General features: G+C 67.5%; 17 protein-coding genes and 1 pseudogene. 4 read left to right on the top strand and 14 right to left on the bottom strand.

Translation table 11 applies throughout. The annotated features are described in order from the left end of the window. The 3 genes from BLQ58_RS04755 to BLQ58_RS04745 all read right to left on the bottom strand — a co-directional run bounded on the left by BLQ58_RS04755 (nucleotide 1) and on the right by BLQ58_RS04745 (nucleotide 4,145). Nucleotides 1–2,559 carry a fimbria/pilus outer membrane usher protein gene (locus BLQ58_RS04755; RefSeq protein WP_254775806.1) on the bottom strand — a complete coding sequence of 853 codons (2,559 nt, stop codon included), beginning with the start codon at nucleotides 2,557–2,559 and terminating at the stop codon, nucleotides 1–3. A 2-nt stretch (nucleotides 2,560–2,561) separates the two neighbouring features. Then, nucleotides 2,562–3,305 carry a fimbrial biogenesis chaperone gene (locus BLQ58_RS04750; protein ID WP_254775805.1) on the bottom strand — a complete coding sequence of 248 codons (744 nt, stop codon included), beginning with the start codon at nucleotides 3,303–3,305 and terminating at the stop codon, nucleotides 2,562–2,564. A gap of 126 nt (nucleotides 3,306–3,431) precedes the next feature. Next, nucleotides 3,432–4,145: a fimbrial protein gene (locus BLQ58_RS04745; protein ID WP_343654992.1), complete on the bottom strand. Its 714-nt coding sequence runs from the start codon at nucleotides 4,143–4,145 to the stop codon at nucleotides 3,432–3,434. Nucleotides 4,146–4,481: 336 nt separating this feature from the next. On the opposite strand from BLQ58_RS04745, the gene BLQ58_RS04740 reads away from it, so the two are divergent. Next, the gene (locus tag BLQ58_RS04740; RefSeq protein ID WP_092595056.1) at nucleotides 4,482–5,033 is read left to right on the top strand and encodes a nucleoside 2-deoxyribosyltransferase; all 552 of its coding nucleotides are present in this window, start codon (nucleotides 4,482–4,484) and stop codon (nucleotides 5,031–5,033) included. A gap of 109 nt (nucleotides 5,034–5,142) precedes the next feature. Here the strand turns inward: BLQ58_RS04740 and BLQ58_RS04735 are convergent. The 6 genes and pseudogenes from BLQ58_RS04735 to BLQ58_RS04710 all read right to left on the bottom strand — a co-directional run. Beyond that, a pseudogene (locus BLQ58_RS04735) lies at nucleotides 5,143–5,751 on the bottom strand (membrane integrity-associated transporter subunit PqiC); the annotation flags it as partial. Next, nucleotides 5,748–7,379 carry a PqiB family protein gene (locus BLQ58_RS04730; protein WP_092595052.1) on the bottom strand — a complete coding sequence of 544 codons (1,632 nt, stop codon included), beginning with the start codon at nucleotides 7,377–7,379 and terminating at the stop codon, nucleotides 5,748–5,750. The gene BLQ58_RS04730 and the pseudogene BLQ58_RS04735, both read right to left, overlap by 4 nt. Then, nucleotides 7,366–8,073, bottom strand: coding sequence for a paraquat-inducible protein A (locus BLQ58_RS04725; protein ID WP_092595536.1), 708 nt, complete (start codon nucleotides 8,071–8,073; stop codon nucleotides 7,366–7,368). The genes BLQ58_RS04730 and BLQ58_RS04725 overlap by 14 nt, the downstream gene beginning before the upstream one ends. A 59-nt stretch (nucleotides 8,074–8,132) precedes the next feature. Further along, nucleotides 8,133–8,810 (bottom strand): paraquat-inducible protein A, encoded by a 678-nt coding sequence (locus tag BLQ58_RS04720; RefSeq protein ID WP_092595050.1) that lies wholly within the window; start codon nucleotides 8,808–8,810, stop codon nucleotides 8,133–8,135. After that, complete coding sequence (locus tag BLQ58_RS04715; RefSeq protein ID WP_092595048.1) at nucleotides 8,807–9,910, bottom strand: AI-2E family transporter; 1,104 nt, start codon at nucleotides 9,908–9,910, stop codon at nucleotides 8,807–8,809. The genes BLQ58_RS04720 and BLQ58_RS04715 overlap by 4 nt, the downstream gene beginning before the upstream one ends. A 139-nt stretch (nucleotides 9,911–10,049) precedes the next feature. Next, nucleotides 10,050–11,210, bottom strand: coding sequence for an HPP family protein (locus BLQ58_RS04710; RefSeq protein WP_092595046.1), 1,161 nt, complete (start codon nucleotides 11,208–11,210; stop codon nucleotides 10,050–10,052). A gap of 157 nt (nucleotides 11,211–11,367) precedes the next feature. On the opposite strand from BLQ58_RS04710, the gene BLQ58_RS04705 reads away from it, so the two are divergent. Further along, a complete protein-coding gene (locus tag BLQ58_RS04705; RefSeq protein ID WP_092595044.1) occupies nucleotides 11,368–13,209 on the top strand; it encodes a chloride channel protein in 1,842 nt (613 codons plus the stop codon). 7 nt (nucleotides 13,210–13,216) lie between these two features. Here BLQ58_RS04705 and BLQ58_RS04700 read toward each other — a convergent pair whose 3' ends face one another. Beyond that, a complete protein-coding gene (locus BLQ58_RS04700) occupies nucleotides 13,217–13,639 on the bottom strand; it encodes an Lrp/AsnC family transcriptional regulator (protein WP_092595042.1) in 423 nt (140 codons plus the stop codon). A 160-nt stretch (nucleotides 13,640–13,799) separates the two neighbouring features. Here BLQ58_RS04700 and BLQ58_RS04695 point away from each other — a divergent pair, with 160 nt between their 5' ends. After that, entirely contained in the window at nucleotides 13,800–14,702 is a 903-nt protein-coding gene (locus BLQ58_RS04695) for a dimethylarginine dimethylaminohydrolase family protein (RefSeq protein WP_254775804.1), read from the top strand. A 12-nt stretch (nucleotides 14,703–14,714) separates the two neighbouring features. After that, complete coding sequence (locus tag BLQ58_RS04690) at nucleotides 14,715–15,818, top strand: ornithine cyclodeaminase (RefSeq protein ID WP_092595040.1); 1,104 nt, start codon at nucleotides 14,715–14,717, stop codon at nucleotides 15,816–15,818. Between the two features lie 67 nt (nucleotides 15,819–15,885). On the opposite strand, the gene BLQ58_RS04685 is transcribed toward BLQ58_RS04690, so the two are convergent. The 4 genes from BLQ58_RS04685 to BLQ58_RS04670 all read right to left on the bottom strand — a co-directional run bounded on the left by BLQ58_RS04685 (nucleotide 15,886) and on the right by BLQ58_RS04670 (nucleotide 21,798). Further along, nucleotides 15,886–16,485 (bottom strand): helix-turn-helix domain-containing protein, encoded by a 600-nt coding sequence (locus tag BLQ58_RS04685; protein WP_092595532.1) that lies wholly within the window; start codon nucleotides 16,483–16,485, stop codon nucleotides 15,886–15,888. A 496-nt stretch (nucleotides 16,486–16,981) separates the two neighbouring features. Next, nucleotides 16,982–18,358, bottom strand: a complete 1,377-nt coding sequence (locus BLQ58_RS04680; protein WP_092595038.1) for a sigma-54-dependent transcriptional regulator — start codon at nucleotides 18,356–18,358, stop codon at nucleotides 16,982–16,984. Beyond that, a complete protein-coding gene (locus tag BLQ58_RS04675) occupies nucleotides 18,348–20,240 on the bottom strand; it encodes a sensor histidine kinase (protein ID WP_092595036.1) in 1,893 nt (630 codons plus the stop codon). Before BLQ58_RS04675 ends, BLQ58_RS04680 begins: the two co-directional genes overlap by 11 nt. 253 nt (nucleotides 20,241–20,493) lie before the next feature. Beyond that, entirely contained in the window at nucleotides 20,494–21,798 is a 1,305-nt protein-coding gene (locus tag BLQ58_RS04670; protein ID WP_092595034.1) for a dicarboxylate/amino acid:cation symporter, read from the bottom strand. Nucleotides 21,799–21,830 lie beyond the last annotated feature (32 nt).

Genomic DNA, 21,830 nt, shown 5'->3' with positions numbered 1-21,830 from the left:
TCACTCCTTATGGGGCTGAGGCTGGCATACGGCTCGCACGTGGGCGTACGTCGTGGCGCTCGGGTCTCTCGGCGGCAGTTCGTATGCAATGGTGCAGCGTTGGCTGTTGTCCGTGCCCCAGGTGACCCGCAACTGCCCGGCCTGCTCGATGCCCCGCGCGAAGATGATCCCGCTCTGACCCACCACGCCGATATCGGCCTGCTTGTCGTCCGACACCGTTGCTCCGAACGGCAGCGGCTTGCCGTTCGGCAGGGTGGCGGACACGATGGCCGAACGGCCGGTCAGCGCGGCAAACCGGATCTTCACGGCGGCGTTGGCACGCGGCGCCACCTGGGTGCTGGTGGCTTCGAGCGAAACGTCCAGGGGCAAGCCTTTCGGATTCAGTTCGATCGTGTTCATGTTGTATGGCTGCAGGTACGGCACGATGGCGTAGCCGAACGCGTCGATCCTGACCCCCGGCGCGTTGGCGACCCGCGCGCCGGAGGCGCCCTTGGCCTCGACGATGCCGATCGTGTCGCCCAGGTAGTTGGCCAGCGTGACGCCGCCCGCGTGGGCCACGAGTGCCCCTTGCAGTCCGCCCGAGTACTGGGTGTACCGGCTGCCGCCGCTGACCGACGCCGATACCGTGGTGTACGGCGTGCGGTACTGGACATTGCCGCCGCCGGTTGTCGCGTGCGGCATCCGGTCGACGTTCAGGCCATAGGTCACCGCGTTGTCCTCCAGCGCCGTGCCGCTCAGCCGCATCTGCTGCGACGCGTCGCTGCCGCTGTCATGCGTGCCGGAAAAAGACAGCATCGGGGCATGGCCGCCCTTTCCCAGCGGCACGGTCAGGCTGGCGAACACCTGCGTGCTGAACCGTCCGGTCATCAGCTCGCGCTGACGCGATGCCGAGATGTTGTAGGCGACCGGCAGCCCCAGCAGGCGGGCCGCGTTGGAATAGCCCACCTGGAACATCAGCGCGGTGCCGCGCCGATTCCAGTACTCGGCCGACGTGCCGGTCAGATAGAGACTGCCCCATCGATCGCCCAGACTCTGGTTCAAGGTGAGCTGGATCTGGCTGCGCTGCCGGTCCGCCGCGCGGGCGTTGCCGCCGCTGGAACGCGCGGCAAATGCATCGCGCATCGTCCAGAAGCCGCGGGTTGCGTAGCGGTATGCCGCGATGGTCATGTTGGTGCTGGTCGTCGGCACGAACTTGCTGTAGCTGATGCGCACGCTCTGCCCGCTGTTGTCCTCGAAGCCGGGGATCATGGCGCGCGCATGCGTGGCGTCCAGTGCGAAGGCGCCCACGGGCAGGTTGAAGGCCGCGCCGAGCAGACCCGCCTGGTATCCCTCGGAGAGCACCAGCCCCGCGTAGCCGGTAACGAGATTGTTGAAGCCGTGCTGCACCGTGCCTTGCACGAGCTTCTCGCGCCGCTTCCGGATGCCGGAGCCGTTGCGGTATTCGCCTGCCGCCGCCGAATAGCGGGTGATGCCGGGGCGCAGGAGTTGCACGACCGATGCATAGGGCACCGTAAAGCTGCTCTGGCTGCCGTCGGCCTCGGTCACCGTGACCAGCAGGTTGCCGCCGTAGCCGGTGGCGTAGAGATCCTTGATTTCGAACGGGCCGGGGGCGACGGTCGTCTCATAGAGCTTGTTGCCGTTCTGCGATACCGTGACGCGCGCATTCGAGCGCGCCACCCCGCGCACCAGCGGCGCGTAGCCGCGCGAAGAGTCCGGCAGCATCCGGTCGTCGCTGGCCAGATTCGCGCCACGCACGGAGAAACTGTCGAAGACGGCGCCATCGGTATAGGCATCGCCCAGCGTGAGCTGGCTGCGCCAGGCGGAAATGTCCCGCTGCACATAGGTGGCGATGTTCTGGTAGTTGTAGCTGTCCTTGCCGACAGACTGCCAGCTCATCGACGATCGCTGCCGCAGGTGCCAGGGCCCGATGTTCAGGCCTGCGTCGAGACCCAGGTACGTGAACGTGCCCCCGCCATGCCCCGTGGTGTGGAACGTGTTGAGGTTGTAGGCAACCGTGGCCGAGGGCACGCCGTGATCCAGCAGTTCGGGGCTGACGCTGCCACGCGGCGTACGGCGCAGCAGGGCCTGGGCAATGCTGATGTCGAGGCGCAGGTCGTTGAGGTTGAACGACCAGCCGATGTCCTCCGAGATCGCTGACGGTTGGGTGCATTGGCCCCGGATGGCCCGGGCAATGGCGTTGCGGTTGGTGGACGGCAACGCCTGTTCGTCGAGGTTGAGCCGGGCAATGACCGCGCCGTCCATGCAGGGCGCCACGCCGGTGTCCAGCGGACGGAACCGCACGGTCTCGCGCGCGATCCAGGCGCCGTTCAGGTAGATGTCGACGGGGTAGTCGCCGGGCGAGACCGGGTTGCCGCTGGCGAAACGGCTGACATCGACCGTGGAGCCGTCCGGCCGCTTCAGGAACTGCGCGTTGAAATGCACCGTCGCGACCGTGGCCGCCTTGCCGGACTCGCCGGCCAGTGCTGCCACGGGCAGCGACGTGACCAGTACCCAGTGCGCGGCCAGAATGCGCGACGCCCGTGGCCTTGGCTTGTGCATCGTCATTGCCCGGTGACAGCTGGCGAGGCAGGGCGCTTCCTCTGGATGCCCGTGACGGGGGCGCCAAAGTCGTTGATGAATGTGTATCGCACCTCGTCAGGCTCGCCCGAGGCGGCGGGCGTGCCGTCGATGGCGAACTCGACCGTCGCGCCGGGTTTCGCCATGGCACCGGCGGCAACGGCGTACACATGGCCGCGCGCGGTGGCCTCCACCTTGGTGTAGGTGATGTGATAGGGCGTGGGGTTCAGGGCGGTCAGCACCTGGCTGCCGTCGTCCTTGCGCACCAGGCGCCAGGCGACCTGCGCGGGCGCGCTGGACGCGTCGCCGCGCAGGCCGGTGGGACGGAACAGCAGCTTGATGCGCGTCCGGAATGCGAACTGCAGCGAGCTCTGCTGCGCGGCGGCGCCCGACGCGACCGGCGGTACATCGAGCACGTTAAGCCAGAACAGCGATTCGCGATCGCCTGGCAGCGGCTGCTGCAGGTGGATGATGCGCAGCGTCTGCCCCTTCTTCGGATCCAGTCTGAACAGTGGGGGCGTGAGCGTGAATGGCGATTTTGCTTGCTCCGGCGAGGCGCTCGCGTCGCCGTCGTCGATCCATGCCTGCACCAGCGACGGCGTGTCGCCCTCGTTGGTGACCTTGAGGGTTACCTCCCGTTCCGATTCCGGATAGACGACGCGGGTCCCGTTCAGGACCACGGACGCAAGGGCGCCGGGCGCGGCCAATGCCAGGAGAACGGCAGCCATGGCTGCGCGGTGGCGAGATGTCTTGAGCATGATGACGGCGGGCTTAAGACCGGCACGAGGCCGGCCGGTAGTGCTGGCATGCGACGGGGCATGCCGGCGTACGCGAGAACGGATGGGCGCCCCGGGTTACGGGTACACGACCGAATACGTCAACGCGGAGGTGAAAACGCCGGCGGTGGCCGCACCGCCCGTTGCCACGTACTGCGCGTAGTACTGCAGCGAAGCCGTGCCGCCGGTGATCGCCACCTCCTGGGTGTTCTGCGAGGCAAACGCGGAGCCCACGGCGACGTTCGTGAGGTCGGCATTCAACACACCGATCTGCACGTTGGTCGCCGCCACAACTGCAGGGGTGGCGCCGACCGCGGGCGCGCTGACGGTGGTGTTGATCAGGCGTCCCGTGGCCAGGTCCACGGCGGCGCCCGGTTCGAAGTAGACCGCCACGTCGGCGGTGGCAGGCGTGCAGCCGGTAAGCTGGAAGTTGAACGGCGTACGGCCGGCGATATTGCCCGCGGTCGCGAGGGTCGACGCCGAGACGGGCGGCAATGCCACCGTGAAGTCGGTGCCCCCGCCATTGCCGGAGATCGTGCAGGTATTCGTAGTGATCCGGCCGGTAAAGCTGATGGTGCCGTCGGAGGCCGATGCGGCCGGACTCAACACGGCAAGCAGCAGGGTCGCTGCGAGGATTTTCGTTCGATGGTGGTTCACTGTTGACCTCATGTCATGGGTTGAGAGGGATCGCTGCCAGGCCGGACCGGGGAAGGTCGGGCGAAACGCCAAGACAGCCAAGCCGCGAATCAGGCGCAACCATGCAAAAGGCATCCGCCCCGGCACGGCGCGCATGACGCCGCTTGCGCGTCGCGCTTTCCTGACGGGGCAAACAGTACCGATAGGGATAATCCTGCTGAATCGTTATTTTCTGGAATTTGGCGAAAATAATTCTTTGATTTTTGGGAGTGTTTCTATTGATTTTCGGAAGTTTCCGAGACGGCCAACGTGCCGTGGTTTTACGGGTCTGAGCGGATAATCAATGTCATGGCGGTATTCATCGTCCGGCATTGAATCGAATGCCGATTTCCGATCAGAAATTTCCCTAATTCGCGCCGAAGGAGACAACCCGACAAAACGGTGATGCCGCCTGCGGTATGCTTCCGGCGTGCCCCCAACCGAGGACCTGCCATGAAGACCGTCTACCTCGCCGGCTTCGACGTATTTCGAAAGGATGCGCTCGCCTGGGGCGAGCATCTGAAGGCGCTTTGCGCCCGGTATGGCTTCGAAGGGTGCTATCCGCTGGACAAGGCGGCCCCGAAGGGGTTGTCGGGGCCCGACACCGCGCAGTGGATCTACGAGGCCAATATCGCGCTGATCCGGCGCGCCGATGTCGTGATGGCGAACCTGGACGACTTTCGCGGCCCCGGCGAGCCCGACAGCGGCACGGCCTTCGAGGTCGGCTTTGCCGTGGCGCTACAGAAGCCGGTGTGGGGCTACGCGGCCGATGCCGGCACGCTGCTGGACCGCGTGCGCGTGTCGACCGACGACGATGGCGATGCGCGCGACGCCAACGACTTCGTGGTGGAGAACTTCGGCCTGCCGATGAACCTGATGCTGGCCTGCAGCGTGCGGCTGGTGAAGGGCGATGCCGAGGCTTGCCTGGCCGAGATGGCCGGGGCCGACCGGCGCCGCGCCGCGCGTCGCGCGCAGGCGCAGGCCGATGGGGATCCCGAGGACTAGCGGCCTACTTGCCCGCCTGGCGGGCCGGTGAGGCCGGGGCGGGGGCCGAAGCGGGGGCCGGAGCGTGGGCCGAAGTGGGGGCCGAAAATGCGGCCGTGCCGCCCTGCACGCGCAGCGATTGCACACCGGCGGCAATATCCGAGGCCGTGGTGGCCACGATCTGGCGATAGGCGCCGACCACGCCATCGACCTGGCCCGGCGCGGGCAGGTCGGCTTCGGTACGCCCGCTCAGCACGCGGCCATCGGGCAGGCGGCGCACCGTCCATGCAATCGATGCCCCCGCGCGCTGGCCCGGATCGGCGTCCAGCCGCACCACTTCGGTCGTGATGCGGAACACCGGCGATACATCCGAGATCCCTTGCTGGTAGGTGTCGACGGCGCCCAGGTTGCCCTGCAGCTGCTGCGACAGCGCATCGCGCAGTTCGTCGGGCAGCGGCGACGACCAGCGCGACTGGTCGAGCAGCTTCACATTGCCGCTATTGCCATCGGTCACCACCAGTTGCGCGCGGTTCAGGCGCTCGGGCACGCGCACCGGCGCCACCTCGATCCATACCGGGTGCGTGGCGGTGGCGGCGGCGTTGGCGGCCGGGTTCGGCCCACTGGCCGGTGCGGCGGCACCGGTGGCCAGCGTGTAGTAGCGGGGCTCGGGCGAGGCACAGCCGGCCAGCCATGCCGCCGCCAGCAGCGTCGCGCCAAGTGTCAGCGAACGTTTCATCATTTGTCCTCCGTCTTGCCGCGCAGCAGCGCCTCGGGGTGGCGTTCCAGATAGTCGGTCAGCGCGCGCAGCGACACCGCCGTGCGCGTCAGTTCCTGCAGCATGCGCCGCGTGTCCTGCTGCAGCGGCGCATCCGACGCCAGCGTGCCGTTGGCCGCCGTCAGCGTCCGGCGCGCATCCTGCAGCGCGGCCAGCACCTGCGGCGCCACGTCGCCGTTGAGCTGCGCCACAAGCTTGTCGGCCGTCTCCAGCATCTGGTTCATCGACACGATGGCCGTGCGCGCGTCCTGTCCGATCTGCTCGAACGGCACCTTGTCGATCTTGTTGACGATATCGCCCAGCTTGGCCTGCAGTTCGTCGAACGTGCCCGGCGTGGTCGGGAATTCCGGCATCGGGGCATCGAGGTCGATGTCCTTGGCCGGCGGCGCCTTCGGGAAGAAGTCGAGCGCCACGTACAGCTGGCCGGTCAGCAGGTTGCCGGTGCGCAGCTGCGCGCGCATGCCGCGTTTGACCAGCGCCTGCACGATGGTGCGCTTGCGCGCCTCGTCAGCCACGTCGCGTTCCCGGAAGCCCATGCGCGACGGATAGAGCTCCACCACCACCGGCATGCGGAACGCCTTCCTGTCGCGCTGGTATTCGATGCCGATCGAGCGCACCTGGCCCACGATCACGCCCCGGAAATCCACAGGCGCGCCCGGCGACAGCCCGCGTACCGACTGGTCGAAGTTCAGCACGGCCAGCGTCGGCGCCAGTTCCTCGGGTTCCTTCATCGCCTCGGCCTGGTCCGATGCCAGCAGATACTGGGTATTTTCGGCGGCGGCCTCGTGCGCGCTGGTGTTGTCGGGCGCCTGGAATGCCACGCCGCCCAGCAGCACGGTAACCAGCGACTGCGTGGACAGCTTGAGGCCGCCGGCATCGAGCTTCAGGTCCACGCCGCTGGCGTGCCAGAAGCGGGTATCGGCCGTCACGAGCTTGTCGTAGGGCTTGTTGACGAACACGCGCAGCGTGATATCGCGCCCGTTTGGCTCCAGCTGGTAGGCCACCACCTGGCCGACCGGCACACGCCGGTAGTAGACCGGCGAGCCGATATCGAGCGATCCCAGGTCCTGCGCGCGCAGCACGAACTGCCGCCCCGATGCATCGGCGGTGACCACCGGCGGCACTTCCAGGCCCGTGAAGCTGCGCGTGCTTTCGGTGGACTTGCCGGCATCCACGCCGATATAGGCGCCCGACAGCAGGGTTTCCAGCCCCGACACGCCGCTGACGGCAAAGCGCGGCCGCACCACCCAGAAACGGGTGTCCTTGACGGCGAAGTTCTCGGCGTCCTTGGTCAGCTCGATCGAGGCCACCACGTGAGACCGGTCAGGCGCGAGCCGCACCGACTTGACCAGCCCGATGTCCACGTCCTTGTAGCGCACGGCGGTCTTGCCCGGCGTCAGGCCTTCGGCGGTGCGGAACCTCACCGTGATGTCGGGGCCGCGCGACGTCAGCGTGTTGACCAGCAGTGAGATGCCCACCACGGCCGCCACGATCGGGATCAGCCAGACCAGCGATGGCAGCCAGCGGGCGCGGCGCTTGCGCGCGGGCTGGGGTACGCCGGGCGAAGGGGTAGGGGTATCAGGATCGGGCATTGTCGGATTCCGGCAATTTCGAAGGGGCGGGCGCGTCGAGCGAATCCCACAGCAGGCGCGGGTCGAACGACAGCGACGCCAGCATGGTCAGTACCACGACGGAAGCAAAGGCCAGCGCCCCGCCCCCGGGAATGATGGTGGCCAGCGCACCGGCGCGTACCAGCGACGCCAGCAGGGCCACCACGAAGATATCGAGCATCGACCAGCGGCCGATGATTTCGACCAGGCCATAGAGCCGGGTCTGCTGGCGGATGCGCCACGTCGATTTGAAATGGACCGATGCCAGCAGCAGCGTCAGGATCAGCATCTTCAGCAGCGGCACGATGATGCTGGCGATCAGCACCACGCCGGCCAGCATGTGCGAGCCGGACAGCCACAGGTAGATCACGCCGGACATGATCGTGTCGCGCTGCGTGCCCAGGATCGATTCGGTCACCATCACCGGCAGCAGGTTGGCCGGGATGTACAGGATGAACGCCGACAGCAGGAAGGCCCAGGTGCGGGCCAGGCTGGCCGGCTTGCGCTGGTGGAGCGTGGCGCCGCAGCGCGGGCAGGGCTGGCCTTCGAGCGCGATCGGGCTGACCAGGTCGCAGGCGTGGCAGGACAGCAGACCGCGCGATGTTGCCGTGGGCACCTGCGCCAGTGGCGTGCGCTCGTCGTCGTCGGTCAGTTCGGCCACCACGTCGGCAGCCATGCGGCGCGAGCGGGCCAGCTGTTCGCGCGCCTGGGCCGTGCGCGAGGGGCGCGGGCCGGTCACGCGGTGTCCTCCCGGGGCGGTGCCTCGTCGGCGCCCGCCGGCTCCAGGTAGTGCCAGAGATCGCGCGGATCGAACGACAGCATCGCGGCCAGCACCACCACCAGCGCGCCGAACGACCACAGCGCCACGCCCGGAATCACCTGCGCCATGGTCGACAGCTTCACCACGGTCACCAGCACGCCGATCATGAAGACCTCGATCATGCCCCACGGCCGCGTCTGGCGGATGCCGCGCACGATCCGGTCGAAGCCGGACGGCATGCGATGGCGCGCCATCGGCACCAGCAGGTAGCACATCATCAGCATTTCGGAGAGCGGGAACAGGATCGTGGTGCCGAACACCAGCATCGCCACCAGCGTCATGTGGTCGCTGTGCAGCGCCTGCACGGCCCCCCAGAGCGTGGTCTCGGTGCGCACCCCTTTGAGGTCCATCTCAACGATGGGGTACATGTTCGATACCAGGAACAGGATCAGCGCGGTCATCACCAGCGGCAGCAGGCGCCGGTAGGCGTGGCTGCTCTCGCGGTACAGCACGCCGCCGCAGCGCAGGCAGGTGGCGCGCTCGCCGGGCGCCAGCGCGGTGCGCTCGTAGAGCGCGTCGCAATACTCGCAGGCCACCAGCCGGTGCAGGTCCTGCGCCGTGGGCTGGGACGAGGCGTGCGTGTCCGGCGTCATGCGTCCGGCGTCAATTGCGAGGGCGGCGCCGGTGTCACGTCGGTCACGCCAGGGCGTTCCTGCGACCCGATGGTCCAGTCGCGCAGCAGCGCGTAGGCCACAGCGAGCACGGTCGGGCCCAGGAAGACGCCCAGGAAGCCGAAGGCCAGTGCGCCGCCAAGTACGCCCATCATGATCCAGATCAGCGGCAGGCCGGTGCCCTTGCTGATGAGCAGCGGCTTGATGACGTTGTCGGCCATGCCCACCACCGCGCCGCCCCACACCACCATGAAGATGGCCCAGCCGGTCTCGCCGCTGTGATAGAGCCACAGCGCGGCCGGAATCCACACCAGCGGCGGGCCCATCGGCACCACCGACAGGAAGAACGTGATCAGCCCCAGGATGGCGGCGCCGGGCACGCCCGCGATCCAGAAGCCGATGGCGGCCAGCACGGCCTGCACGAACGCGGTACCCAGCACGCCGTAGACCACGCCCTTGATGGTGCCGCCGGCCAGCGCCATCAGGTGGTCGGCACGCTCGCCGGCCACCCGGCGCATGCCGCCACGCAGCCAGTCCACGGCCAGTTCGCCGCCGGTATAGAAGAAGAACGCCAGGATGATCGACAGGGCAAGTTGCCCCAGGCCGCCGCCGATGGACAGCCCCGCGCCCAGCACGGCATGGCCGACCGGCGCGATCAGCTTGCGCAGGTTGGCCACCATTTCGGAGTCGGCGTGGATGATCTGGTCGTAGCTCGATTGCAGCTGCGGCCCCACATAGGGCAGGCTGCTAAGCCATTCGGGCAGCTGCGGGATGCCGCGTTCGGCATAGCGGTTCACCAGGCCGGTCAGTTCGTCGATATGCGCCGAGAAGCTGGCGCCGGCATAGACGAACGGGCCCAGCACGATGATCGTGGCGATCAGCACGCAGATCAGCGCGGCCAGCCCGCGCCGGTTGCCCAGCCACCGCGTGAGCACGGTGTAGGGATACCACGAGCTGTAGGCCAGGATCGCGCCCCAGACCAGCGCGGTGGCAAACGGGGCCAGTACCAGCAGGGATCCGCCGATCAGGGCGATCAGCGCGAAGACCGCGGCGAGCTTTTCAATCAGTTGTCCGGAACTCATCGTTGCACGCCAGTCCGGCGCCCATGTTGCGAGAACGCCGTAAGCATAGCGGAATTCGATGCGGGTTCCGGGTAATCCCTTGCCGGGTCAACGATCGCCGGGCGAGGGCGCCCGGCGCGGGGCAGCCTGCCGGCGCGGGTCAGCCTCGCGGCTTGCCGGCTTCGGCCATGTCCATGGCCTGGTCGCTCTGGCGCAGCAGCGCGGCCACGAGGTCCGATTGCGTGACCATGCCCACCACGCGGTTGCGATCGTCCAGCACCGGCACATGGTGCAGGCCGCCGTCCGAGAACGCCTGGGCCAGGCTGACGATCGGATCCTCCGCGCGCGCGGTGACCACGGCACGGGTCATCAGGTCGCGCACCGCACCATTCACGCGACGCGAATTCACGCGGTAGGCGCGGAAAAAGTCACTTTGCGTCAGGATGCCCAGCAGCCGGCGCTGGCGGTCCACCACGGGCAGCGCCTTGATGTGATGGCGCGTCATCAGCGCGGAGGCATCGGCGGCAAGCTGGCCGGGACGCACCGACACCACGTCGCGCGCCATGATGTCGCCACACAGTACCTCGCCAAAACGGCGCGAATGGGCCCGCAACTCGGCGGCCACCAGGATGGCTTCCAGATCGTCTTCCTCGATATCCAGGAATTCACCGCGCGCGGCCAGCACCGCATCAAGATCGGCCCGGGTGAAGCCCACCCGCTTGCTGGGCGGCAAGTCCCTGGTGTGGTGCTGCGCCGCCGGCTCGGGCGGGCGGTGCGGATAGCGGCGCCGGGCGATGTTGTTGAAAGCCAGCGCGGTCAGCAGCAGCAGCATCGAATTGATGGCCACCGGGATCACCACGAAGCCGAAGCCCAGCGCCTGCACGGCCGGCCCGCCAAATACGGCAGTGACGGCCACCGCACCGCTCGGGGGGTGCACGCAGCGCAGCTGGAACATCAGGGCAATGGCGCCGGCCACCGCCACGCCGGCGGCCAGGCCGGGGTCCGGTATCCATTTCGCGCAGGCCACGCCCACGGTGGCCGCCACCATATTGCCGCCGATGATCGACCAGGGCTGCGCAAGCGGACTGGATGGCACGCCGAACAGCAGGACGGCCGAGGCGCCCATCGGCGCGATAAACCATGGGTTGAATCCCAGCAGGAACTGGCGGCAGATCCATTCGGTCAGCGCCAGGCCGATCAGGGCGCCCAGGCAGCTCTTTAGCCGCTCGCGCCAGCTGGCGGCGATGGGCATGGGGACAAAAGTGCGCAGCCAGGCACGGGCCTCGGCGACGGAAGCGGTCGGGTCGAATGCAGCGGGCATCGAAAGCGGGGGCGGCTTTTGAGGGTTGGGGGCGACACGGCGCATTGGCCGAGCGGGCGCGTCGTGGCGCATTGGCCAAGCCCGGCAATGTATCACAGCATGATATATTGCGCAGGCTGTACCCCCGCATCATCCCAGCCGCCCCCGGCTTTCGTCCATGTCAAATCATTCCGCATTGCACCATTCCGTCAGGCGCGACTACGCCGTCAACGGCCGCCTGCCCATGCTGGCAGGCATCGCGCTGGTCATCGGCGGCATCAGTACCGGTGCAGCATTTGTGCTGGTCAACCTGATCCGCTTTTTCACCAACCTGTTCTTTTTCCAGGTCCTTTCGTTCGCGGAGCGCTCGCCGGCGCACCATGCGCTGGGGCCGTGGGTCATTGCCGCGCCCGCCCTGGGCGGGCTGATCGTCGGCCTGATGGCACGCTACGGCAGCGACAAGATCCGGGGCCACGGCATTCCCGAGGCCATCGAGGCCGTGCTGTTCGGCAAGAGCAGGATGTCGCCGAAGGTGGCGGTGCTCAAGCCATTGTCGTCGGGCATCGTGATCGGCAGCGGCGGCCCCTTCGGTGCCGAAGGCCCGATCATCATGACCGGCGGCTCGATTGCATCGCTACTGGCGCAATACCTGCACCTGACCGCCGCCGAGCGCAAGACGCTGCTGGTGGCCGGTGCCTGCGCGGGCATGACGGCAATCTTCGGTACGCCCGTGGCGGCGGTGCTGCTGGCCGTCGAGCTGCTGCTGTTCGAACTGCGCCCCCGCAGCCTCCTGCCGGTGGCGCTGGCCTGCGCCGTGGCAGGGTTCCTGCGGACGTTCGTGTTCGAATCGGGCCCGCTGTTCCCGCTGCAGACCGCGGCGGCCGGCACCGTGGCGCTGGGCTCGTGCGTGCTGGCGGGGCTGTTGTGCGGCGTGCTGGGCGCAATTCTGACGCTGGCGCTGTATCGCACCGAGGACGCCTTCAGCAAGCTGCGCCTGCACTGGATGTGGTGGCCGGCCATCGGCGGTCTGGTGGTGGGGATCGGCGGCTACTTCGAGCCGCGCGCGCTGGGCGTTGGCTACGACGTGATCGGCGACCTGCTCAACAACCGGCTGGCGATCGAGGTGGCCGTGGCGCTGCTGACAGTCAAGGCCGTGATCTGGATTGCCGCGCTGGGCTCGGGCACGTCGGGTGGGGTGCTGGCGCCCTTGCTGATGCTCGGCGCCGGCCTGGGTGCGGTGCTGGGGCCGTTCCTGCCGGGCGGCTCGCCCGGGCTGTGGGCGCTGGTCTGCATGGCCGGCGTGCTGGGCAGCGTGCTGGGCGCGCCGCTGACGGCCATCGTGTTCGCGTTCGGCCTCACGCATGACAGCGAGGCGCTTCTGCCGCTGCTGCTGACCACCGCCGTGGCCTACGGATTTTCAGTGCTGACGATGAAGCGCGGCATCATGACCGAAAAGATCGCGCGGCGCGGCCTGCACATCTACCGCGAATACGGCGTCGATCCGCTGGAACGCGCGCATGTGGAAGACCTGATGACGCGGCATGTGGTGACGATCGACGCCGCCATGCCGGTGGCCGTGGCCCGGGAGCGCCACTTCGGCGACCACGCCGCGCATCGCGCCTATCCGGTGGTGGCCGATGGACGGGTGCTGGGCATGCTCCACCGGTCGGCCATCACGGCCGCCCATGCGGGCGATGATGCCGGCCTGCGTTGCGGCGACCTGATCGCGGACGCCGGCAAGGGCGTCGAAAAGGGCGTCGAAAAGGGCGTCGAAAAGGGCGTCCCAAAGGGCACCCCTGCCGTGCTGCTGCCGGCGCAGACTGGCCGTGCAGCGGCTGGCCAGATGGCGGCGCTGAGCGTGGCACGCATGCCGGTGGTCGACAGCCTGGCCAGCATGCGGCTGGTCGGCATCGTGTCGCTGCGCGACCTGCTTGCGCCCAGCGAGCAAGCGCTGCACGAGGAAACGCACCGCGAGCGGCTGCGCGGTCCGGGGCAGGCACCGGTGCGTCAGGGCGTCTGATCCGGCCCTACAGCTTGTAGCTCGACAGCAGGATGCTGGTCTCGGTGGCCGAAATGCCATCGACCAGCCGGATCCGGTCGAGCGTGCGGTCGAACTGCTCCAGCGTATCGGCGCGCAGTTCGGCGATGATGTCCCAGCGGCCGTTGGTCGTATGCAGCGTCTGCACGTTGGGATCGCCACGCAGCGCCTGCAGCACCTGGCGCGCCTTGTTGCCCTCCACGGCCACCGTCATCCATGCGCGGATGCGGTGCGGTTCGGCCTCTGGCTTGAGCCGAACCGTATAGCCGACGATCTGGCCTTCCTTCTCCAGTTTTTCGATCCGGTTCTGCACCGTGGCCCGCGAAACGCGCAGCGCACGGGCCAGCGCCGTGACCGGCGTGCGCGCGTTGTCGCGCAGCAGACCCAGCAATTGTCGATCGGTCGCATCCATTGCGGTCTCTCCGGCGGAACGTGGCAGATTGCCAGTCCATGTCGGCAAATTGTCAAACGTCCATAGCAATTTGTCCAGTTTGCTAACTATTCGTTGGCATGGGCGGGCAGGAGAATGCACTCAGGACATCGCCATTCGTTGAGAACAGAGGAGAGCCGCCGTGACCAATCGCCCGACCATCCGTCCATCCATCCGCCCGACCATCCTGCTGGTTGCCCCAACGTTCTACGACGTGTCGTACAGCATCAATCCGTGGATGGACCCAGACGCCTGGGCGCGCGACCCCGGCGGCATGCATCGGCGCGCGCTGGCGTCGTTCGACGCGCTGCACGACGCGCTGGGCCGCGCCGGGTTTGCCGTCGAAGTGGCCGAGGGTGTGGCGGGGCAGCCCGACATGGTGTTCCCGGCCAATGCCGCCGTGGTGCTCGATGGCAAGGCGGTGCTGGCGCGCTTTCGCTACCCGCAGCGGCGCGGCGAGGAACAGCCGTTCGCGGCGATCTTCGACGACCTGCGCGCGCGCGGGCTGATCGACAGTGTGGCGTTGCTGCCCGACGGCTGTTTTCAGGAAGGGGCCGGCGATTGCATCTGGGATGCGCGGCGCGGCCATTTCTGGGCCGGCTACGGGCCGCGCTCGTCGCGCGAGGCTGCCGACGCCGTGGCCCGCGAGTTCGATCAGGAGGTGGTGGCGCTGGAACTGGCCACCGAGCAGAGCTATCACCTCGACGTGTGTTTCTGTCCGCTATCGGGCGGCGAAGTGCTGTACTACCCGCCGGCCTTCACCGAGAACGCACTGCGCACGCTGCGCGCCCGCGTACCCATGGCCCAGCGCATCGAGGCCACCGAGGACGACCTGCGCCACTTCAGCGTCAACGCGGTCAATCTGGACGACCACGTGGTGATGACGCGCACGACATCGCATTTACGCCATGAACTGGGCCGGCGCGGGTATTGGCTCCACGAGGTAGACCTGACGCCGTACATGCTGTCGGGCGGTGGCGCGTACTGCATGACCTTGCGGCTCGATCGCGCCAGCACGCCCATGCGGCGTGCCGCTGCGGCATGAAGGAGATCCGCCATGAGAACGAACACGGAATTGACCCGGGAAGCGCACGTGCTGACGCGCTTTCTCGATGCAGGCGATGTCGCCGCGCTGGTGCGCGACGTGGGCGTCCGGCAGGCCATCGTGCAGATGGCCGGCTGTGTGCGCGAGGACTTCCTGCGCTGGCAGGAATTTGAGAAATCTGCGAGGTTGGCGAGCCATTCGGCAGTGGGCGTGATCGAACTGATGCCGGTCAGCGATGGCACGCGGTTCGCGTACAAGTACGTCAACGGGCATCCGCGCAACGCGCAGTTCGCGCTGCCCACGGTCATGGCGTGCGGCATGCTGGCCGATGTGCAGACCGGCTTTCCGCTGCTGTTGGCCGACCTGACCCTGGCCACGGCCCTGCGCACCGCCGCCACTTCCGCGCTGGCCGCACAGGCCATGGCCCGTCCCGGGGCACGCACGATGGCGCTGATCGGCAACGGCGCGCAGGCCGAGTTCCAGTCGCTGGCGTTTCACGCACTCGTGGGTATCCAGACCGTGCGGGCGTTCGATATCGATCCGTCGGCCACGGCGCGGCTGGTGCGCAATCTGGCGAAAGTGCCAGGTCTGGAGATCGTGCCGGTACGGTCGGTGCGCGATGCGCTGGCGGGCGCCGACATCGTGACCACGGTCACCGCCGACAAGACACGAGCGACCATCCTCACGCCTGACATGGTGCGACCGGGCATGCATCTGAATGCCGTGGGTGGCGACTGTCCGGGCAAGACCGAACTGCACGTCGATATCCTGCGTGCCGCGCGGATCGTGGTGGAGTATGCGCCGCAGTCACGCATCGAAGGCGAGATCCAGCAGTGGCCGGAGGCGCCCGTCAGCGAGTTGTGGCAGGTGCTCTCGGGTGCGGCGCCGGGCCGCGAGCGTGCCGACGATGTGACCGTTTTCGATTCGGTCGGTTTTGCGCTGGAGGATTATTCGGCGCTGCGGTGGTTGCATGCGGCCGCTAGCGAACGCGATGCCGGCCGCTTTGTGGCGCTTGTGGCCATGCCCCCGGACCCGCGCGATCTTTACGGCTGGATGATGCAGGGCGAGGGCGGGGCGGTGGCCGAGCAGGCGCGCGAGACCGTCGAATCCGCCTGACGGCGCGCATATAAAAATGGCCCGGACGCGATGTCCGGGCCGTTGCACGTCGAACCTTAACGAAACCTTAAGCGCCGGTGCGCCCCATCATCAGCTGGGCACGCAGGAAGCCCTTGATTTCCTCCAGTGACGGTGTCTTGAGGAACACCATGATGCCCCATTGCTGCAGGGCGTCAGCCACGCCGTCGTAGGCCTGGCGATTGGTGATGACCGCAAAGATCACGCGCTGCCGCGAGAAGAAATTCTGCAGTTTTTCGATCGTGGCAGATTCCGCGTCATTGAGTTCCTCCACGTAGTAGAGCACCACGCGAGGTCGTGAATCGACGGAAGTAATGACCGTGTCCACCACGTCCTCCAGTACCTGGGTCTTCAGCGGCAGCGACCATTTGCCCAGCTGGGCACTGATGCGTTGCGCTTCATTGTGGTTCGGGTGGAACACCACGAGGTCGAGATTGTGCTCGATGCCGACATCCGGCATGGCGCGGTTTGCCAGCAGGCGGTGCACGGTTTCCTTGTGGATGCGCCGGTGGCCGCCATTGGTTTTCCAGGCGCCAAGTTCACCGCGTTCCACCATTTTCTGGACGGTGCCCAGCGATACGTTGAGAAGTTTTGCAGCGGTTCGCGTGCTGTAGTACGGCTTTTCAGCCAGTTCTGGATCCAGTTTCATCCAATCACCCGTAGTGTCGATCAGCAGCACAGCACGACAGGCGTACTGCACGGGCGTCCTCGGACACGCCACGTCGGTCAAATGACCGGGCTGCTGTTTTTACTGACCCTGATGCTGTCGACCCGCTCCCCGGCCGGTCTTTGTTGCTTTGTTCGTGTTGACGTAGCAACGGCTTCAGGTGGCCGTGCCCGCTTGCTGCAGCGGCGATCTTTGTCGCCTGGCCGGCCATCGCGGCGTTGCTTGTGGCGTCGCCCGGTTGCCGGATGCCAATAGTATGGCTTCAAGATGATTCGTTGCCACAGGGAAAGCAATGATTGGCGTCACACTTTTGTTGTTTAACGAACATCGTTGCAATTCGGTAGACAACGATGGACAAACGGCATGACGCCCGACATTTATGCCGCAGGCGTCGCGTACCGGATCAACAGACTGCGCATGCGACGTGCTGGTTCCCAAGTTATATACATTTGACACATTTGAGCCAGGGTCATTGCACTTAGCTGGCCCCGCCGGTCGACAGGCCATACTTGCGCACCTTGTCGAACAGCGTGGTCTTGGCCACGCCCAGCGCCTCGCCGGCACGGGTCAGGTTGCCGGCGTGACGTCGCAAGGCATCGGCGATCAGTGCACGTTCGAACTGCTCCACGGCCTGGGGCAACGGCAGCGCCTCGGGCGCGGCGCCGCCCTGCGCGGGATCGCAGCCCAGCCCCAGCACATGGCGTTCGGCCAGGTTGCGCAGTTCGCGCACATTGCCGGGCCACGGGTAGGCCACCAGCGCCGCCATTTCGGCCGGCGTGGGCGGTACGGCGTCGCGCTCGAAGCGCAACGCGGCCTGCGCCAGAAAGTGTTCGAACAGCAACGGCACGTCTTCGCGGCGTTCGCGCAGCGGCGGCAGTTCGAGCGTGACCACGTTCAGGCGATAGTAGAGATCGGCACGGAATTGACTGGCATCGGCCAGCGCGCGCAGATCGGCCTTGGTGGCTGCCACCACGCGCGTGTTCACCGGCACCGGCTGGTTTGACCCGAGCCGCTCGACCACGCGCTCCTGCAGTACACGCAGCAGTTTGATCTGCATCGGCATCGGCATGCTCTCGATCTCGTCGAGGAACAGCGTGCCGCCTTCGGCGTGCTCGATCTTGCCGATACGGCGCTTGGCCGCGCCCGTGAAGGCGCCGGCCTCGTGGCCGAAGATTTCGGACTCGAACAGCTGTTCGGGCAGGCCGCCGCAGTTGATCGGCACGAAATGTTTTGCCCGGCGCCCGCTGGCTTCGTGCAGGCAGCGCGCCACCAGTTCCTTGCCGGTTCCGGTTTCGCCATGGATCAGCACGTTGGCCGCGGTGTCGCCAATGCCGGCGATCATCTGGCGCAGCCGCTCGATGGCCGGCGAATGGCCGATCAGCCGCGCGGACAGGCCCTCGCGGCCTGCCAGGCGTGCGCGCAGGTCGGCCACTTCCAGGGCCAGCCGGCGCTTGTCCAGTGCACGGCGGCAGGTGGCCACGAGCCGCTCCGGCGAGAACGGCTTTTCAAGGAAATCGTAGGCGCCTTGTTTCATGGCCTGCACCGCCAGCGATACGTCGCCATGGCCGGTAATCATGATCACGGGCAATGCCGCGTCGCGTGCGCCAAGTTCGCGCAGCAGGGCCATGCCATCGGCGCCGGGCAGGTGGATGTCGCTGACGACGATGCCGGCAAAACCCGCCTCTACCTCGCGCAGCGCGGCTTCCGCGCTGCCCACGGCCCGCGTGGCGATGCCTTCGAGCCTGAGCGCCTGTTCGCAGCCAAGCCGCACGTCGGCATCGTCTTCGACCACCAGCACCGTCAGCGCGGCGTGGGCGCCGGCCGCTTCCATGACGTCGATCGGTTCAGCCGACATGGCGAAGTTCCTCGGTAACGCGCGGCAGTGCCACCGTGAAGCAGGCGCCGCCGTCGGGATGATTGATCGCGGTCAGGGTGCCGCCGTTCTCGCTCAGGATGCCGGCCGACAGCGTCAGCCCCAGCCCCAGGCCTTCGCCGGCGGGCTTGGTCGTGAAGAACGGCTCGAACAACCGCGCAAACGCGGTCTCGGAAAGCCCCGGCCCGTTGTCGCGCACGGTCAGGTGGACCATGCCGCCCGACTCGTAGGCGTGCAGCGACAGATGGGGGTCTCGGCGGTCCTTCAGCGCGTCCAGCGCATTGCCGATCAGGTTCACCAGCACCTGTTCCAGACGGTTCGGATCGCAGCGCACGGTCAGGCAGGCATCGATATCGCGCTCGATGCGCGGGCCCACGTCGGCCACGCGCGTTTCCAGCAGGAACAGCGCGTTGTCCACGGCATCGGCCAGCCGGGCGCTGTGGCCCTGGCCGGCGGCGGGATTGCGCGCGAACGATTTCAGCGCGCCGGTGATACGGCCCATGCGCTCCACCAGGCCGATGATCCGCTCGAGGTTGCCTTGCGCGGTGTCGTAGTCGCCGTGGGCGATGAACTTGCCCGTGTTGCCCGACAGCGTGCGCAGGGCCGCCAGCGGCTGGTTCAGTTCATGGGCGATGCCGGCGGACATCTGTCCCACGGCAGCCAGCTTGCCGGCCTGCATCAGCCCGTCCTGCGCCTGGCGCAGGTAGGTTTCGGTCCGGATCCGCTCCGCCACCTCGGCCTGCAACTGCTGGTTGGTGGCGGACAGGTCGGCGGTGCGCTCGGCCACCTTGCGTTCCAGCTCGCTGTTGGCAGCTTCCAGCGCGGCGCGGGCCGCCAGACGCTCGCCCACGATGCGCCGCCGCACGTTCCAGGCGGCGCCCAGCAGCAGCACGAAGGCGGCCAGCACGCCGGCCAGCGCGGCGCTGTTGAGCGCGGCCACGCGCGCCTGGGACGTATTGGTCAGCAGGGTCAGGTCCCAGTCGGTGCCCGGCAAGGCCAGGTGCTGGGCCAGCATCGGCGGGCCCTGGCGCAGCCGCACCAGCGCGTCGCCACCCTGCGACGGGCCATTGGCCAGCGGCCGCATCGTGCTGAGCGCCAGTTGGGGCAGCGGCGCGCGGTTGTATTGCAGGCTGCGGTCCAGCCGCGCGCGCTGTTCGTCCGACAGCGGCCGCAGGGCCGCGAGCTTCCACGACGGATCCGATGCCAGGATCACCACGCCGTTCTCGTCGGCCAGCAGCATCTGGCTGTCGTTGCCCTGCCAGCGGTTTTCCAGCGGTTCCAGCCCGATCTTGACCACGGCCACCCCCACGGGGTGATCGCGGTCGCCCAGCGGGGCCGACAGGTAGTACCCCGACTCGCTGCGCGTGGTGCCCACGCCGTAGAAGCGGCCCAGCTGGCCCTCGATGGCGGTGCGGAAGTACGGGCGGAAGCTCAGGTCTTCGCCCAGATAGCTGTCCGGCCGCTGGAAGTTGCTGGTGGCCAGCACCTTGCCGCGCGCGTCGAGCAGGTAGATGACCCGGGTGCCGGCGCGGCCGTTCAGGGCCGCCAGGTAGGCGTTGGCCTGCGACACGCGCTCGGGCGAGCCGGGATGGCGCAACAGGGCGTCGATGCGCGCGTCCAGCGACAGCAGGCTCGGCACGTAGTCGTAACGGGCCAGTTCGCTTTCCAGCGCCTGGGCGTACAGCCGCATCTGCACCTGGCCGCGCTCGGCCTGGCGGGTCAGCGCGGCATCGTAGGTATAGCGATAGCCCAGCCAGCCGGCCCCGGTGACCAGCACGGCCAGCGCGAGCAGGGCGACGAAGGGGGCAATGCGGCGCCAGGGCGAGAGGGACGCCCGGTCGCCGTCGGAGGGGGACACGATCATGCGGATTCGGGAATGCGGACGCTGCCGTGTGGCGTATCGGGCGGGTTTTGTGATCGGAGAACCACTCGCGAAATGCCCGGTGCGGTTCGGCAAGGCGACGTTTTACCACAGCCGGCGGTGCGGCCGTCCGAAGCGGCGCCCGGCGGGTTCACCCGTTCGGGTCACGATGCCTGCCGCCGCGCCCGTATCCGTAAACGCAAAAAGGCCCGGCTGCCTGATCGGCAGCCGGGCCCCTGGCACGCCTCCAGCCAGCTTACTTGCTGGCCAGGGCCTGAACGGGTGTCAGGCCGGCGTCGTCAGCCGAGGTATCTGCCTCGTCAGACAGTTCCGGCGCGCCAATCGCGTTCTCGCTTTTGGCGACAACGGTTGTGGCAATGGCGTTGCCAAGCACATTGGTCACGGTGCGGCCCATGTCCAGGACATGGTCGATGCCCAGCACCAGCAGGATGCCGGCCTCGGGCAGGCCGAACATCGGCAGCACGGCGGCCACCACCACCAGCGATGCGCGCGGCACGCCGGCGATGCCCTTGCTGGTCACCAGCAGCACCAGCAGCATCGTGATCTGCTGCGACAGCGACAACTGGATACCGTACACCTGCGCCACGAACAGCGCGGCGAACGACGTGTACATGATCGAGCCGTCCAGGTTGAACGAATAGCCCAGCGGCAGCACGAAATTGGTGATGCGGCTCTTCACGCCGAAGCGGTTCAGCTGGTCGATGACCTTCGGATAGGCCGATTCGCTGCTGGCCGTGGCAAAGCCGATCATCAGCGGCGCGCGCAGCTGGCGGATCAGCTTGAAGATGTCGCGGCCCAGGAAGTAGTAGCCCCCGGCGATCAGCGCGATCCACAGCAGCGCCAGCGACAGGTACACGCTGCCCAGCAGCTTGGCGTACACCACCAGCACGCCCAGGCCCTGCGAGGTGATCACCGCCGCCACGGCGCCGAACACGCCCAGCGGCGCGAACGCCATCACGTAGTTGGTGACCTTCAGCATGATGTGGCCCAGGCCGTCGATGGCGGCCAGCACGGGCTTGCCCACGCCGTCCTTGAGCGTGCCCAGCGCGAAGCCGAAGAACAGCGAGAACACCACGATCTGCAGTACCTCGTTGGTGGCCATGGCCTCGACGAAGCTCTTCGGGAACATGTGGGCGACGAAGTCGCGCAGGTTCAGGGCGCCGGTCTTCAGGTTCGACGCGGCGTCGGCGGCCGGCAGCGGCAGGTTCATGCCATGGCCCGGGGCCAGCACGTTGGCCATCAGCAGGCCCAGCAGCAGCGACGTGATCGACGCGGCCATGAACCACGCCATGGCCTTCAGGCCGATCCGGCCGACGGTCTTGCCGTCGCCCATGCTGGCAATGCCCGACACCAGCGTGGCGAACACCAGCGGGCCGATGATCATCTTGATCATCCGCAGGAACACGTCGGTCAGGATCGACAGGTGATCGGCGATCGACTTGGCCGTGGCCGCGTCGGGCGCCATGTTATGCGCGGCACTGCCGACGATCACGCCGAGCAGCATCGCAACAAAAATCAGGGTCGGTAGTCGTTTTGTCATCGTGGGTACATCCTCCTTTGTGCCGGACCGGG

It is taken from the genome of Ralstonia sp. 25mfcol4.1 (genome assembly GCF_900104095.1).
Taxonomy (GTDB): domain Bacteria; phylum Pseudomonadota; class Gammaproteobacteria; order Burkholderiales; family Burkholderiaceae; genus Cupriavidus.
Note: the sequence above shows the minus strand (reverse complement) of the source record. Positions and strands in the feature narration are given on the sequence as shown.